General features: G+C 55.3%; 16 protein-coding genes. 15 read left to right on the top strand and 1 reads right to left on the bottom strand.

All coding sequences use genetic code 11. The features are described 5' to 3' along the window. Positions 1 to 2 precede the first annotated feature (2 nt). The gene (locus IM700_RS14125) at positions 3 to 635 is read right to left on the bottom strand and encodes a LysE family transporter (RefSeq protein WP_193417804.1); all 633 of its coding nucleotides are present in this window, start codon (positions 633 to 635) and stop codon (positions 3 to 5) included. A gap of 165 nt (positions 636 to 800) precedes the next feature. Between IM700_RS14125 and IM700_RS14120 the strand changes: the two genes are divergently transcribed. The 15 genes from IM700_RS14120 to IM700_RS14050 all read left to right on the top strand — a co-directional run bounded on the left by IM700_RS14120 (position 801) and on the right by IM700_RS14050 (position 14,507). Then, positions 801 to 1,556, top strand: coding sequence for an MBL fold metallo-hydrolase (locus tag IM700_RS14120; protein ID WP_193417806.1), 756 nt, complete (start codon positions 801 to 803; stop codon positions 1,554 to 1,556). A gap of 2 nt (positions 1,557 to 1,558) precedes the next feature. Further along, positions 1,559 to 2,128, top strand: a complete 570-nt coding sequence (locus IM700_RS14115; RefSeq protein WP_155607831.1) for a TetR/AcrR family transcriptional regulator — start codon at positions 1,559 to 1,561, stop codon at positions 2,126 to 2,128. A gap of 70 nt (positions 2,129 to 2,198) precedes the next feature. Continuing rightward, positions 2,199 to 2,465 (top strand): YqkE family protein, encoded by a 267-nt coding sequence (locus IM700_RS14110; protein ID WP_193417808.1) that lies wholly within the window; start codon positions 2,199 to 2,201, stop codon positions 2,463 to 2,465. 109 nt (positions 2,466 to 2,574) lie between these two features. Continuing rightward, positions 2,575 to 2,934, top strand: coding sequence for a hypothetical protein (locus IM700_RS14105; RefSeq protein WP_193417810.1), 360 nt, complete (start codon positions 2,575 to 2,577; stop codon positions 2,932 to 2,934). Positions 2,935 to 3,002: 68 nt separating this feature from the next. Continuing rightward, complete coding sequence (locus tag IM700_RS14100; protein ID WP_155607876.1) at positions 3,003 to 3,194, top strand: helix-turn-helix transcriptional regulator; 192 nt, start codon at positions 3,003 to 3,005, stop codon at positions 3,192 to 3,194. After that, positions 3,187 to 3,768 (top strand): peptide deformylase, encoded by a 582-nt coding sequence (gene def, locus IM700_RS14095; RefSeq protein ID WP_155607834.1) that lies wholly within the window; start codon positions 3,187 to 3,189, stop codon positions 3,766 to 3,768. Before IM700_RS14100 ends, def begins: the two co-directional genes overlap by 8 nt. An 82-nt stretch (positions 3,769 to 3,850) precedes the next feature. Beyond that, positions 3,851 to 4,501 carry a deoxyribose-phosphate aldolase gene (deoC, locus tag IM700_RS14090; RefSeq protein ID WP_239483914.1) on the top strand — a complete coding sequence of 217 codons (651 nt, stop codon included), beginning with the start codon at positions 3,851 to 3,853 and terminating at the stop codon, positions 4,499 to 4,501. 189 nt (positions 4,502 to 4,690) lie between these two features. Continuing rightward, the gene (locus IM700_RS14085) at positions 4,691 to 5,578 is read left to right on the top strand and encodes an ABC transporter ATP-binding protein (RefSeq protein ID WP_155607836.1); all 888 of its coding nucleotides are present in this window, start codon (positions 4,691 to 4,693) and stop codon (positions 5,576 to 5,578) included. Next, positions 5,578 to 7,752, top strand: coding sequence for an ABC transporter permease (locus tag IM700_RS14080; protein WP_193417814.1), 2,175 nt, complete (start codon positions 5,578 to 5,580; stop codon positions 7,750 to 7,752). Before IM700_RS14085 ends, IM700_RS14080 begins: the two co-directional genes overlap by 1 nt. Beyond that, positions 7,733 to 8,467, top strand: coding sequence for a hypothetical protein (locus tag IM700_RS14075; RefSeq protein WP_193417816.1), 735 nt, complete (start codon positions 7,733 to 7,735; stop codon positions 8,465 to 8,467). Before IM700_RS14080 ends, IM700_RS14075 begins: the two co-directional genes overlap by 20 nt. Positions 8,468 to 8,494: 27 nt before the next feature. Further along, positions 8,495 to 9,115 carry an RNA polymerase sigma factor gene (locus IM700_RS14070; RefSeq protein WP_193417818.1) on the top strand — a complete coding sequence of 207 codons (621 nt, stop codon included), beginning with the start codon at positions 8,495 to 8,497 and terminating at the stop codon, positions 9,113 to 9,115. After that, a complete protein-coding gene (locus IM700_RS14065) occupies positions 9,099 to 9,971 on the top strand; it encodes a hypothetical protein (protein WP_193417820.1) in 873 nt (290 codons plus the stop codon). The genes IM700_RS14070 and IM700_RS14065 overlap by 17 nt, the downstream gene beginning before the upstream one ends. Further along, positions 9,968 to 10,828 (top strand): ATP-binding cassette domain-containing protein, encoded by an 861-nt coding sequence (locus IM700_RS14060; protein ID WP_193417822.1) that lies wholly within the window; start codon positions 9,968 to 9,970, stop codon positions 10,826 to 10,828. The genes IM700_RS14065 and IM700_RS14060 overlap by 4 nt, the downstream gene beginning before the upstream one ends. Before the next feature lie 150 nt (positions 10,829 to 10,978). Then, entirely contained in the window at positions 10,979 to 12,271 is a 1,293-nt protein-coding gene (locus IM700_RS14055) for a homocysteine synthase (protein ID WP_155607842.1), read from the top strand. 289 nt (positions 12,272 to 12,560) lie between these two features. After that, positions 12,561 to 14,507 carry a heavy metal translocating P-type ATPase gene (locus tag IM700_RS14050; RefSeq protein WP_193417824.1) on the top strand — a complete coding sequence of 649 codons (1,947 nt, stop codon included), beginning with the start codon at positions 12,561 to 12,563 and terminating at the stop codon, positions 14,505 to 14,507. Positions 14,508 to 14,582: the final 75 nt, after the last annotated feature.

The following is a 14,582-nucleotide window of genomic DNA, read 5'->3' as shown; positions in this document are numbered from 1 at the left end:
ACTTATAGTCGCTCTGCAAGCAGCAAGGCGGCTTTATAGCCGAAATAAAGTCCGAAGCCGATCAAGGACACGCCCGACATTACCGAAACGAGGACCAAAATCTGGTTCGTGAGCAACTTGCGGAACACACTAGCAAACCCGGCCATGGTAAAATCCCAGAGCAGCAGTCCAACGATAATGGCGCCGCTGTTCATGATCAGATCCTGAGTTTGCATATTTGCTGACGCTTGAGCCAATACCGAACCGTAAATCCCTAGCCAGAATAAGATGGACAGCGGGTTGCTGACGGACATGAGAAATCCGGATAAAAACGATTTCCGCAGCGGCTCGCTGCCTCTCATTTCGCCCGCTGGGATTTTGCCGGCTTGCTTCAGGCTATCGATCCCAATATAGGTGAGCACGAAGAAACCAAACAACCAAAGGAAAGTTTTCATGAACGGGGTATTCAGGAAGTGAACCACGCCAAAGTAAACGAGCAGCATGTACACCAAATCGGCAGAAAGGGCGCCAAGCCCAACGAACCAGGCGTGCAGGAACCCGCAGCGAATGCCTTTGTCCAATTGAGCTGCATTCACCGGCCCGATGGGGGCGGATAAAGATAAACCAAGCAGTACATAGCTAAGAAAGCTGTTCATAACGAACCTCCAACTGTTGAAATAAAATGAAGCTGCTTGTACAGCATATTCGGCCAGGCACGCTTGTACGACTTCAAAATAGGTGAAAACCTGCTTGCAAAACTAATGGCATTAGTTTAAACTAAAACTAAAGGTATTAGTTAATGGGAAAGAGGCGATTATCTTATGAAAATAACGAAGGTTGGACAGCTTCTGCAACTGTCGTTTATGCCCCGGTTGTTTCCGGTGAATTGTTATTTGGTGGAGGAAGAGGATGGCGTTACGCTGATCGACGCGGCTTTGCCGTATAGTTCCAAAGGGATCCTTCAGGCCGTGCAAGAAATCGGCAAACCGCTGACACGCATCATCCTCACGCATGTGCATGACGATCACGTCGGGGCGCTGGATGCCTTGAAGGCGAAGCTTCCCGAGGTAGCGGTGCATGTATCTGCTCGCGATGCGCGTTTGATGGACGGCGACGTTTCGCTAGATCCGGGCGAACCGAACTCCCCGATCCGCGGCGGGGTACCGAAGAAGCTGGCCACCCGAGCGGATGTCACGTTTACGGATGGAGTTCGGATCGGTTCGTTGCTGGCCGTGGCGGCTCCGGGCCATACGCCGGGATCGTTTGCCTTGCTCGACACGCGCAGCGGCGCGCTTATCGCGGGCGACGCCTTCCAAACCCGGGCGGGTATCGCGGTGAGCGGCACTGTTCGCCCGCTGTTCCCGTTTCCGGCGCTCGCCACCTGGCATAAGGAAACCGCGTTAGCGAGCGCCCGCAAGCTGGCCGGCCTAAAGCCATCGCTATTGGCGGTCGGACACGGGCCGGTGTTGGAGCAGCCGGCCGCCGCCATAGCCAAGGCGATCGCGGCGGCCGAACGTGCACAAGGAACGGTGCAGCCAACAACTACACCGGCTGAGACCGGCCGGAAGGGGGATTGAGCATGTCGCCAAGAATCGGGATTGACAGCACGGCGGTGCTGATGGCTGCCGTAGATGTGGCAAACGCGGAGGGGTTGGAGGCCGTGACGATCACCTCGATCGCCAAGAAATTGGGAATTCGGCCGCCTTCTCTCTATAACCATGTGAGCGGCCTGGAACAGATTCGCACGGAATTGGCCATATACGCTCTAAATCGGCTTTATGAGCATATTTCGACTTCCACCGGTGAAGCAACGGGGAGAGCGGCGATCCACCGGTTTGCCAAGACGTATCTTGATTTTGCTTATGCATATCCCGGGTTGTACGATGCGGCGCAAGCCGCACCTGGTCCGGATCCGGCGTTGCAGGCAGCTGGAGGGCGCATCGTAGATCTGATCCTGCGTTATCTCGGCAGCTACTCATTAAGAGAGGATCAAGCCTTGCACACCGTGCGCGGGCTGCGAAGTCTGATTCACGGCTTCGCCTCCCTGGAACGTCGCGGCGCGTTTGGCTTGCCGCTTGAGTTAGGGGAGAGTCTGGAGTTCAATCTCAGCTTGTTCCTCAGCGGTTTGGACCAAATCACGTCGTATTGACAACGTTTTTTCGACTATGATACTTTAGGCTAGAACTACAGAGGATCGTCGGAACCGAGGTGAAGCATCCATGGGCAAGAAGAAGGGACGTTCCGGGCCAGGCACGCCGGCCAATCCGGCGGCGGATAAACCGGCTACGCTGAAGGATCTGCTTGGCGAGGATACGCTGGCCAAGCTGAAGGCGCAGGCTAATGAATTGAAGAAAGATGAGGAACGACGTCAGGAGGAGGCGCGCGTACGCAAAGAGGAAGCGCGTCGTGCCGAGCAGAAACGGCTCGACAATGATTTCGAACACTTGTTAAATACGAGCGAACTGGACTGGCACAAATATAAATAAAACGATGTTACGACAATGGCGATGAAGCTATAGCAAAGAACGAAGGTATGGCGGCTCCTGGCAGCGGGAGCTTTTATTTTTGCTTAAAAAGCGAAGGGAGCAACGGCGAATGGAGCATATCGGGGCGTGGATCGTTTTTTTTCTATTCATCGTGGTATTGGGTTTGTTTAACCAAAAGTTCAAATATTCGGCCAAGCTTCGGGAATCTTATGAAGAGTTAACCTCGCTTTCGGAGCGGACTCGGAAAGGCCGGACGACGAAGGCGGATCTGGCACGCTGGGATGCCGCATTGGCGCGGCTGGAGAAGCATCCGAGCGAATATAACAAGTTGGATCAGGAAATCCACCTGCGCGAGGCTTACGTCCGGTATTTGGAACAGCATTATCCGGAGGATGAGCGGCTTCCGGCGTTGCGTGAAGCGGCTGGATTCCAGAAGGACTCGGTCTGGGGAATCAAGATGAGATCTTGATTTTGACAGGTCAATAGGGTCGTGATACCATGGTGAAGTCCAAAACTTTTGACATTCTGGTGGTGCCGATGAACAATAAGATCAAGCAGCTCCGAAAGCGACTGGGTTTAACCCAGAACGAGCTGGCCGCAGAATGCGGCGTGACGCGCCAAACGATCAATAGCGTGGAGAATAACCGGTACGACCCGACGCTTGAGCTTGCATTCAGGCTTGCGCATATTTTGCAGACGAAGGTGGATGAACTGTTTATTTATGAGTAAATTCAACCGCGATTACATCATTACGATGGATGACATTGTTAGAGAAGGGGAACCTATTCTTAGAGTGGTGACGGAACCCGTCAGTGTTCCCCCAACCGAGGAAGACCGCGAGGAAATGGCGGCGATGTTGCAGTTCCTGAAGAACAGCCAGGATCCGGAGATGGCGAAGAAATACAAGCTGCGCGCAGGAGTGGGATTATCGGCGAACCAGATTGGGCTGAATAAGCGGATGTTTGCCGCTTTACTGACGGACGAGAACGGTCAGGATCGGCCGATCGCCATGTATAATCCGAAGATCATCAGCCATTCCCAGGCAATGACGTATTTACCGGAGAGCGAAGGCTGCTTGTCGGTGGATCGGCCGGTGCAGGGATTCGTACCGCGTTATGAGAAGGTTCAGATCAAAGCCTGCGATGAGGCGGGCAACGAGGTTAAGCTGCGTTTCAAAGGTTTTGACGCCATCGTGATGCAACATGAAATCGACCATTTGAACGGTATCATGTTTTATGATCATATCAATACGGAGCATCCGTTTAAGCTGCCAAGCGGCGTGACGATCTCCAGTTTATATTGAGGATCCGCACAGTCAGAAATATAGATTCGAAAAAACGAACGGAGGAATTCCCTTGTCCACTCATTCCCAATCCATTACTGCCATGATCGATCATACCCTTCTGAAAGCGGACGCCGGACGCGCCGCCATCATCAAGCTGGCTGAAGAAGCTAAGCAATACGGCTTCGCTTCCGTCTGCGTTAACCCGACTTGGGTGAAGACCGCTGCGGAGGTCTTGAAAGACACTCCAGTGAAAGTCTGCACCGTGATCGGCTTCCCCCTGGGTGCTTCGGCTCCGGAAGTAAAGGCGTTTGAAGCCAGCCATGCCATTTCCGAGGGGGCCGGCGAGGTCGATATGGTCATCAACATCGGTGCGCTTAAAGACGGTGACGACGAATTCGTCCGCCGCGATGTCGCCGGGGTTGTCCAAGCTGCTGCCGGGAAAGCGCTGGTGAAGGTTATTATTGAAACCTGTCTGCTTTCCGACGGGGAGATTGTCCGGGCCAGCAAGTTATCCGTCGAAGCCGGAGCCGATTTCGTCAAAACATCAACCGGATTTTCGACCGGCGGGGCGACGGTGGAAGCGGTCGAGCTCATGCGCAAAACGGTGGGTCCAAACGTCGGCGTGAAGGCGTCTGGCGGCGTGCGTTCGCTGGCTGATGCCGAAGCGATGATTAAGGCGGGGGCAACGCGCCTGGGCACGAGTGCCGGTGTGGCTATCGCCCAAGGGCAAACCAGCCAAAACAGCTATTAAGACAAGGTCCGGCCTTGGCCGGCTCAAGAAGGCTACATGAGGGAGAAACAGGGTGCTATTCCAGAGCGGGTGTGGAAATAGCACCCTTTTTTCGTTGATCCAAACTTTTTATGGACGCTTTCCGTTACAGCTACAGATGCCTCCCGCGGAAGGCGTCACTTGATAAAACGCTTGGAAAAGAGGAACAGTATGATACAAATTGATCATTTATCCAAAAAATATACGCGCGGCGGTCTAGCGCTAGATGATGTCACCTTAACGCTAAACGAAGGTATGGTGGGGCTTCTGGGCCCCAATGGTGCCGGGAAATCGTCGCTGATGCGCATATTGGCCACGCTCACGCCACCTACTTCGGGCGAGGCGACGCTGTTTGGCGTCTCGCTGCGCCAGGCGGAGGAGATCCGCCGCATGATCGGTTATCTCCCTCAGCAATTTCAGGTTTACCCGCAGCTGACGGGGGTAGAATACCTCGACTATGTTGCGGTGATGAAAGGAATGACGGACAAGAAGAAACGCAAAGCGGAGATTGAGGCTCTTCTGGAGCAAGTAAATTTGCAGGATAAGGCGCGAAAAAGAGTGCAGACCTATTCCGGCGGCATGAAACGCCGACTCGGCATTGCCCAAGCGCTGCTGGGTTCGCCGCAGGTCCTGATCGTGGATGAGCCCACGGCTGGACTGGATCCCGAGGAGCGCGTCCGCTTCCGCAATCTGTTGACCCGCTTCAGTCTGGGACGGATCGTGCTGCTGTCGACGCATATCGTTGCCGACATCGAAAGCAACTGTCGCCAAATCGCCGTCCTCGATAAAGGGAGAGTCAAGCTGTCCGGGGAGTTATCCGAGCTGCAAGAGTTCGGACGCGGCAAGGTGTGGGAGGTTCGCCTAAGCGAGAGCCAGTTTGCCCGGCTTGATCCGATGTCCGTCGTGTCCACGCGTCCGACGGGAGGCGGCCTGTTGTGCCGCATGATCGGCGAAGCGCCGCTGGAGGTAGCCCAAGAGGCCGCGCTCGTTCCACCAACCCTGGAGGACGGGTATTTGGCCCTGCTGCGAACGGGCTTGATGGAAGGGGCGGCTCGGTAATGGACAAATGGAGACGTCTGTTTCAATTCGAGCTTCGCATGCTGTTCGGAAACCGGTGGCTGCTGGGTTTGCCGCTCGTGTTCGGCCTGCTCGTGTTCTGGAATCTTGAACGGCTGCCAGGACGTGAAATTTTGTTTTTTCAACGTTCGTACACCAGCCTGACGCTGCTGCACACGATGAGCCTGGGGCTGACGATGCTCCTTGGCGTGCTGACGATCCGTCGAGACATTCGCCGTACCTCCTATGAATGGAATGGGGCGCTGCCGGTGTCCTATATGTCCAGAATTTCAGCGAAATATATGGCAGGGGTACTGTATTTCACGATATTTTCGGTGCTGGCCGGCGCCGCGTTCGTCTGGAACTCCGCGAGGATGGACGTAGCGTTTACAATCACCCGGGAATTTGCGGTTTATTATCTGCTAACCTTCGAGGTTTCCTATCTGGTGACCTTGGCGCTGGCGATGCTGCTCGCCATTTGTATCGCCAATCGGGCCGTCTATTTGATCGCTTTTTGCGCCTGGATGTTTGGAACGTTCTTTCTGGATATGTTCCTGTTGGACCGTAACAAATGGTACGTGCTGCGTACGTTCCATCTCAATCAGCTGTTCGTGACCGGGGATTCCGATGCCGAAACGTGGGGCATTCGCCTGATCGCAGACGAACTGGCGGCCTCCCGCTGGTTTGTACTGGCGTTTACGCTACTGCTGTTGACGGCGGGCGTGCTCCTGCTCAACCGGTTGCGCCCGACTGCCTTTCGCCGAAGCAATTGGGTGGCTGGAGGTTTAGCCCTGCTGCTGGCGGCCGGAGCCTTTATCCCCTACCTCTCCATTTGGGGCGAACGTTATGCCGGATTGCATGAGAAACTCAGAGATCCTGCCGTTAAGACGGTGGAAGCGATCCAAGACCAGAAAGTCGAAACGTTTCAGATCGAGCGGTACGATATCCACTTGCAACGGGAGTCAGATGATCGGTTGAAAATCAAAACAGCGCTGCAAATTCCGGCAGGCCAGTTAACAGGACGCGGCGAGTTGCTGTTCACGCTCAATCGTACGTTCCATATAGAACGGTTGGCGGTGTCGGGTTCTCCCGTTCCGTTCACGCATGAGGGAGAGAAGCTTACGGTCCAATTATCCGCTCCTTTGACCGCAGACGAGACCGTCCAAGTCGAGATGGAATATACCGGAAAGGTTATGGATTACGTGGCGCAGAATTATACCGAGGGATCCTACTTGGCTTTTGTTAAGGGGGAGAACGTTTTCCTTCCCGGCTATGTCGCATGGTATCCACTGCCGGGGGATTTTCCGGTTTATATGAAGAACAGTTACGAGGATTCTTTGCAGGTGGCGGCCGATTATGGCGGCTGGCGCCTTCCGCCCGCCATTTTCCGTATCTCCACGTCCGGGTTTGCATCCAAGCTGTACGGAAATCTGGAACAAAAGGAACAGACTCGCGAAGGCCAAGTGTTCGAAGGCAAATCGACGGCGTTCGTCCGCTTTTACAGTGGGGAGTTTGAAGAAGTGAGCAACCCGAAGCTGCCGGTTCGCCTCGTGACTACGCCCTACGACGTCAAGACGGCCGAAAAGCTGTTGGAAGTATGGGCCGGGGAGTATGTTTATTTTGCCGGATGGGTCAACCATTTGGATCCTAAACTGGATCAAGTGCTGATGCTGTCGATGAACAATAATCACTCCCTTGAAATGGAGAATAAAACCTATTATTTGATCTGGCTGGTGAGCGAAGTGGAATACTTCGCAGACCAACTGATGAACTCGATGCTGCTCGGCACGAGCGAAGGGCAAATGGACATTCTGAAGGCTTCCGAAGATGTGCGTCCGCAGCTTCGCGCCTTGATGTGGTATATGTATTACCGAGAGTATAAAGGGTATACCGCCGATGATTTGAAGCAAGGTTCTGGGGGCGGCCTTTTGTACAACTTGTTTGATCCTTCGGAAGATGCCGATCCGGATCACGTGGGATTGCGGATGGCGGCACAAGTAGCCGGGGCGCTGGATGAAGGGAAGAACAAGCAGGTGAAAGAGGTGTTAAACCATTTCTACGCGCTTGGATTGGAAATCCCTAATCAAGCCGACGCAGAGGGTGGGCCTAGACCGATTCCGTATGACGAATGGGAACGGGAATGGAAGCGGGTGATGCATGATGCAGTTGCGAACTGACGCTCGAAGCTGGTTCCGCGGAGTGACCTTGGAGCTAAAAGTACAGAAACAACCGATGGCTTGGCTGGCGCTGCTGCTGTTCGCCGTCTATATCCTCAGCATCGTACTTAGTGACCCCGGTCGCCCAAGAAATGTGTATTATTTCTCGGAAATGGCCCTGTTTTCCCTGGCGATCATCATTCCCCTGCTGCTATTTCAGCGGGAAATCGGAGGAGGCGGCATGGAGGTCATCGCCACGTATCCCATTTCGTTAAGGATGCTGGCGTTCCGAAGATGGCTGATGTCCATCCTATTAACAGCGGGGTTAGGGATGGTCCTGATGTCGGTCTATGCTTGGCATTTCGGGGGGATTTGGACGCTTCGGTATCCTTGGAATGGCGCCGAGGTGATTCCTCAAGCTGAGATGACTGCCGGTTCCTTGATTCTTCAGAACCTCCCGGCTTACGTGCTGTTGATCTCCTTAAGTACCGCCGGAATCATTGCGTTTCGCCGGATCTACGGAGGATTAGTGTTGGGCTTTGCCGTTTGGGTACTCGATACGATGAGCTCGGGAGAATGGTTGGGGCGATGGACGTTATACGCAAGTTATTTGAAAAAAACCTATTCCTTTCCGCACAATCGGATCGGTTTGTTGATTGCATCGTTGATCTTGCTTGCCTTTGCAGTCTGGTTGATTGGGAAGAGGGAACGTTGGATCAGTGTGGAAGAGGAATAAGAGAAATGCAATGGGGGAGGAAACATCATGATATCGGACTCGTTGCTGGCCGAGCGAATGGCCGCCGGCGACCAGGAAGCGTTCGAGTTGCTGGTTACGAGGTACCATGGACCGCTGCTGTCCTATGTCGCGAGCCAATTGAAAGATCGAGGCAAAGCGGAGGACATCGTCCAGGAGACGTTTATCCGGTTGATCCGCCATCTCAAGCGGCATGGCGGGATGGAACAGCTTCGCCCCTGGCTCTATAAAGTAGCGCTCAATTTATGCCGGGATTATTGGCGCAGCGCCTCTTACCGTTCGGAATACGCCGGCACGGATACGATCCCGGAGGATGCCGATCCGGCGCCAAGGGCGGAGGAATTGATCGAACGGCAGGAAACGGTGCAGCAGTTGGCCGAATCGATGACTCAGCTGCCGGAGGTGCAGCAAGAGGTGGTGCGCATGCGCTTCTTCCATGACTTGAAGCTGCAAGAGATCGCCGAGCTACTGGAGCTGCCGCTGAGCTCGGTCAAGTCGCATCTGTACGGGGGGGTGCGCAAGCTGAAGCGGGCGTTATCTCGCACGGCCGACCCTTCTTTTTCGGACTGGGAAGTCAAAAAAATACGCGATGAGGAAAGTGAGGTGCCGACGCATGGAACCATCCATTGATAAAGAACTAGAGCGTTTGGAGCGGGAGCTTCGCGAGCCGCTGCGACAGGCGCTGCAACCGAGTCCAACACCGCTGGATACCGCGGCGTTAATCGAGGCGTTGCAGCCGGAATTCGCCGTCCTTCAGGCGCAAAACGCCGCCGCATCCCTTGATTTTAACGCGCGGGTCGAACCGCCGTCCCTGGGCCGATTGCTGCGTAGTCAATTTCAAATGAACCGCCGTTCGTTGATGCTGACCGGGGCAGCCGTGTTTTTTATGCTGGTATTTTTGGTTGATCCGAAGCAGCCTCTGTCCAATTGGCTGTTGGGAGACGGTATGCCCAGCATGTTCTCGCTGATCACGCCGCTTATGCTGATCGCGTCGATGCTGTATAGCTACCGCACCTGGGACCGGGGGATGCGCGCCATCGAGAGCGTTACGCCCTACCCGCCGGCATTGGTCATTTACAGCCGGATGCTGATGGTCATGGCGCTGGTCGTCGGCTGGGCATTGGTTAGCTCCGTGGCGGTGAGCATCCGCGTGGCTTCCGCGGGGGAAGCTGCATTGCCGTTTATCCCCTTTTTGCTGGAATGGTTAGGAATATCCCTGCTTACCGGAGGGGCAGCGATGTACGCTTTATTTCGTTACGGCCATAAGGCGGGGGTTATGTCCGCGGGAGGCGTATACGCTCTCTGGCTGCTCCTCATCGACCAGACCTCGGTAATCCATTTGAATGCCGGGACGGGAGCAGGAGCAGGAGTAGGGATCGCGATGAACATCGCTTTCCTGCTGGTCGGCACCCTTCTGCTGTTCCGCTCGTATATCCGCAGTCGGAACTTGCAGACTGGCGCGGCACAGGGCGGTACGCGGCCATGATTCGCATTGAGGGGCTGCGGGAACGCCCTGTCGGCGGGTTTGTTCTTCAAATTGACCGGCTGCAATTGAAGCCGGGATTAACCCTGCTCGTTGGGGTCAACGGAGCAGGGAAAACCACTTTGCTGGAGCTGTTGGCAACGGTGAGCCTGCCTCACAAGGGGGAAATCCTGTACCAGGAGCGGTCCGCCTTGTCCGATTTACCGCTAGTGCGCAGCCAGATCGGTTATGTGCCGTCGGAAATCGAACTGTACGAAAATATGACTCCCACTAAGCTGCTTCTGTACTTGTCGGAGATGAAGGGGGTATTCCATTCCGAGCGGACCGGCGAGCTGCTCCGTGATTTTCGACTGGAGTCTTATCGGAACATCAAGATCAAGCGGTTGTCCGGAGGCGTGCAGAGGCGGGTGACTTTGGCTCAGTCGCTGCTGGCCGCCCCGAGATTCCTATTCCTGGACGAGCCGTTGAACGGCATGGATACCGGAGAGCGGAAGCTGGCGATCACCTACTTGAACCGATATGCGGAAGGGCGAACGGTGATAGCGGCAGTACACGAGCTGAGCGAATGGGAGGAGGCGGCCGATCACGTGCTTTGGCTGGATCGGGGAAAAGTACGCTTTTACGGAGGCAGAACGTCCTGGTTAGCGGATCTTCCCTACCCGCTTTGGGAGGGGAACCTAACGCGCGAGCAATTCGACCGTTGTCCGGAGGCGGGCTTGATCGAGTTTCGGGAAACGTCGGGAGGAATCTATGTCAAGTTGGTAGGGCAGGATCCCCCTTTCCCGGGACTAAGGGAATGCGCACCAACGTTCGAGGATGCGTATTTTATCCGCAAATATCAATTGGATAGCTCAATCTGAGTAATTCATATAAAAATTATCGGATTTCCTATTTTCAAATTCCATGAGATGTGAGAGAATATGAAAAAACTCTGCACGATAAAGTGCCAATTCAAAATTTCATCATGGATAGATGATTTTTTGAACAACATCTTAAAGGAGGAATTATCAATGTCTGAAGAGCGTCAATATGCCCCGGAAACACTGGCGATCCACGCGGGTCAGGAGATCGACCCCACTACATACTCCCGGGCGGTTCCACTGTATCAAACGACGTCCTACGGTTTTCGGGACACCGAGCATGCGGCTAACCTGTTTGGTTTGAAGGAATTCGGCAACATTTATTCCCGGATTATGAACCCGACCAACGACGTGTTCGAGAAACGCGTGGCTGCGCTTGAAGGCGGCGTTGGGGCGCTCGCAACGGCCTCTGGCCAGGCAGCGATCACTTTCTCCATCTTGAACATCGCCGGAGCGGGCGATGAAATCGTTTCTTCCACGACGCTGTACGGAGGCACGTTTAACCTGTTTTCGACAACGCTGCCCAAGCTGGGCATTAACGTAAAGTTCGTGGATTCCTCGAATCCGGAAAACTTCCGCGCCGCGATCACGGACAAGACGAAGGCGTTATACGCCGAAACGCTGGGCAACCCGAAGGGCGATGTGCTGGACATCGAGGCGGTAGCCGCGATTGCCCATGAGCATGGCATTCCGCTGATCGTCGACAATACGTTCCCAAGCCCATACTTGCTGCGTCCGATCGACTTCGGTGCGGACATCGTCGTGCATTCGGCAACCAAATTCATCGGTGGACACGGCACCTCGATCGGCGGCATCATCGTGGACAGCGGTAAGTTCGATTGGGCTGCCAGCGGCAAATTCCCGGGCCTGACCGAACCCGATCCAAGCTATCACGGCGTCGTTTACACACAAGCGGTTGGTCCGCTGGCATACATCATTAAAGCTCGCGTTCAGCTGCAGCGTGATATGGGCGCTTCGTTATCTCCGTTTAATGCTTGGCTGCTGCTGCAAGGGCTTGAAACTTTGCATCTGCGCGTGGAACGCCACAGCCAAAACGCTTTGAAAGTGGCGCAGTACCTGGAAGCGCATGAACAGGTTGAGTGGGTCAGCTACGCCGGGCTGCCGAGTCACGAATCTTACGAACTTGCGCAGAAATATTTGCCGAAAGGCCAAGGCGCCATCCTTACGTTTGAAATCCGCGGCGGCGTGGATGCCGGGCGCAAGCTGATCGAAAACGTGAAGTTGTTCTCGCATTTGGCCAACGTCGGCGATTCCAAGTCGCTGATCATCCATCCGGCCAGCACCACGCACCAACAGTTGGGAGAAGCGGAGCAACAAGCCGCCGGCGTCACACCGGGCTTGATTCGCTTATCCGTGGGGACGGAGTCGATCGACGACATCCTTTATGATTTGGAGCAGGCGATCGCCGCCAGCCAGGCCTAATCCGCTATTATACTGAAGCCGCTGAATCGGGAATACGGTGATATCCGTCCCGGTCAGCGGCTTTTTTTGCGTTTGGATGGGGCAAGGCGGGGTGTTTACAAGACGGGAGAATTGGCATAAAATAAAAGTAAAGTTTCACTAAGCCAAAATTATTGTCCTGATACAAAAATGATTATCGTTCTCATTTGTGAGCTGCTCCGGGAAGATCCCGGGGCAGCTTGCGCCATTTTTAGGGGGTTAACAATAATTTTCATTCTCAACGCAAGTGACTTAAAAGGAGGAGTTCGTCATGGAAGCTGTGCATAGAAGAACGTTAAGCGAGATCCAAAAGTCAGCGAATCAGCCCAACCCGGGCAGGAAACGTCGGTTCGATTGGTTGCGTCTGTTACGTCATCAGGAGATGCTCCTCGCGTTAGGCAGCTGCGGGTTGATGCTTGCAGCCTGGGCCTGGGGGATGCAAGAAGCGATGCCATGGGTGTCGATGGCTCTTTATATTGCCGCGTATGCGGTCGGAGGATACGTAAAAGCTCGGGAAGGCTTGATCACGTTAGTGAAAGAGCGGGATTTGGACGTCAATCTGTTAATGATCGCTGCAGCGCTTGGTGCGGCCTCAATCGGCTACTGGAACGAAGGCGCGATGCTGATCTTTATCTTTGCTTTGAGCGGTGCTTTGGAATCGTTCGCCAGCGACCGGAGCCGCAAGGATATCTCTGCGCTAATCGCGATGAAGCCGGAAACCGCATTACGTGTCAGCGGAGATGGGGTGGAGGAGGTAGCGGTGGAAGCGCTGGCCGTTGGCGATCTGCTACTGGTCAAACCAGGTGAGGTAATTCCTGCGGACGGAACGATCCGAACCGGGAGTTCTGCGGTGAACCAATCGGCGATCACCGGCGAATCGATCCCGGTGGATAAACAACCGGGTGACGGCGTGTATGCCGGGACGCTAAACGGAGAAGGCGCGATATACGTCGAGGTATCCAGCCCGGCGGAAGGCACCTTGTTCTCGAAGATCATCACCCTCGTGGAGCAAGCTCAACAGGAGGTTCCGGGGACCCAGCGATTCATCAAACGACTCGAAGGGATTTATGCCAAAACGATCGTGGCCGCCACGCTGGCGTTAATCTTGCTCACGCCGTTGTTGGTCGGCTGGAGTTGGTCCTTTGCCTTCTATAAGGCGATGGTGTTTCTCGTTGTCGCATCACCTTGCGCCATCGTCTCGTCGGTGATGCCGGCGATGCTATCGGCGATGTCGAAGAGCGCCCGCAAAGGCGTGTTGTTTAAAGGCGGGGCTCATATGGACCATCTCGGCAGCATCCGGGTTGTCGCCTTTGACAAAACCGGAACGTTGACGGAGGGTTCGCCGGTAGTGACAGGGCTCTACACCGCAGTGGGCTTTGACCCGCGGGAGGTGCTTGCGGCCTGCGCTGCGGCGGAGAGCCTGTCGGAGCATCCGCTGGCCAAGGCAATCGTACGCAAGGCGGAGGCCGAAGGGGTCCCGCTCCGCGGGGCGGAGGAGCTGCGAGCGCTGCCCGGCTGGGGCATCGAAGCGGAGGTGTTCGGCGCCACGTGGCGGGTAGGCAAGGTAGACGAGGGTGATTCGATGTTGCCTCAGCCGATGGCAGATCAGCTTCACGCCTGGATCGCCGAAGGTCATACCGTGTCCGCCATTCAGCGGAACGGTGAATACGCCGGCTTGATCGCGCTCCGCGACGAGGTTCGCTCGCAAGCCAAGGCGGCCATCGCCCAGTTGCACGAACTGGGGCTCACCGTCGCCATGTTGACGGGTGACCGCGGCGTGACTGCGAACGCGTTGGCCGGGGAGATCGGCGTCGACCTCGTGTACGGCGACTTGCTCCCGCAGGAGAAGGTCGAGCACGTGAAGGCGCTGCGGGAGCGTTACGGCAGCGTCGCGATGGTCGGCGACGGCGTAAACGACGCGCCGGCGCTGGCTGCGGCGACCGTGGGCATCGCTATGGGCGGCGGCGGCAGCGGTGCAGCGCTGGAGGTGGCGGATGTTGTGCTGATGAACGACAGCATTGAGCGGATCGCAGAGACGATCTCGCTTGCTCGCCGAGCCCGGCGGATCGTGAAGCAGAACCTAACCTTTGCCGGAGCGGTCATCCTGATGCTAATCGTAAGCAACTTTGCTGCAGGCATTCCGCTGCCGCTGGGCGTGGTCGGTCACGAGGGCAGTACGCTGCTGGTTATTCTGAACGGGTTGCGACTGCTACGGTAATGATGTTCATCCTTGGACAGTGAAGCGTCCCTTCATCATTCCTTCATTTAACCTTCACCGAACCCTTCGGATACA

The sequence above is a fragment of the Paenibacillus rhizolycopersici genome, assembly GCF_014947195.2.
GTDB lineage: Bacteria > Bacillota > Bacilli > Paenibacillales > Paenibacillaceae > Fontibacillus > Fontibacillus rhizolycopersici.
Note: the sequence above shows the minus strand (reverse complement) of the source record. Positions and strands in the feature narration are given on the sequence as shown.